Origin of the sequence: Acinetobacter lactucae (assembly GCF_013344765.1) — a bacterium.
Taxonomy (GTDB): domain Bacteria; phylum Pseudomonadota; class Gammaproteobacteria; order Pseudomonadales; family Moraxellaceae; genus Acinetobacter; species Acinetobacter lactucae_A.
Genome location: NZ_JABVBF010000416.1, coordinates 1 through 518, shown reverse-complemented (window position 1 = coordinate 518; position 518 = coordinate 1). Strand labels below are relative to the sequence as shown.

Sequence of the window (518 nt, the reverse complement as noted above, 5' to 3'; positions counted from 1 at the left end):
CGAACATGTTGTATAAATGCAAGTTCTGAAAAAATCCATGGGGACTTCAAAGACTCTTCATTTTTAATACCATCTTTTACTGAGACAGAATTTGGTGTCCCTAAAAATAGAAAAACTTCACAATTATCTATCATTTTATGTAGTGCTGTATTCAGCATCATATATACATGCGAGGTTGAGTAATTTCTTTTGTCATAATTATAAGCACTGCCATTAGTATTAAGACAATATTTTTTATCAATAACTTTTAATAGATCGAATGCATTACCCCACACACATGAGTCAACAAAAACTTTTAATCCTTTTCTTTCAAGAAGAATTGCTAATTTAATAACCTTATCCTCATCCCCATGTGAGTGTGACAAAAAAATATCGATATTTTCTTCAGGGAATAAATGCTTCTGAATTTCATCTCCATCTAAACTATTCCCATCATTGAGAAGATAGTTTTTTAAGTCATCTAATACCTCTTTCTTGTTAGATTTATATAATTCTATATCTCTAGCAGAAATATATTC

The 518-nt window shown here is 29.7% G+C and carries 1 protein-coding gene; it reads right to left on the bottom strand.

The features are described from left to right. A partial coding sequence (locus HUN22_RS17640; RefSeq protein WP_174732078.1) for a toll/interleukin-1 receptor domain-containing protein occupies window positions 1-518 on the bottom strand: 518 nt, incomplete at both ends.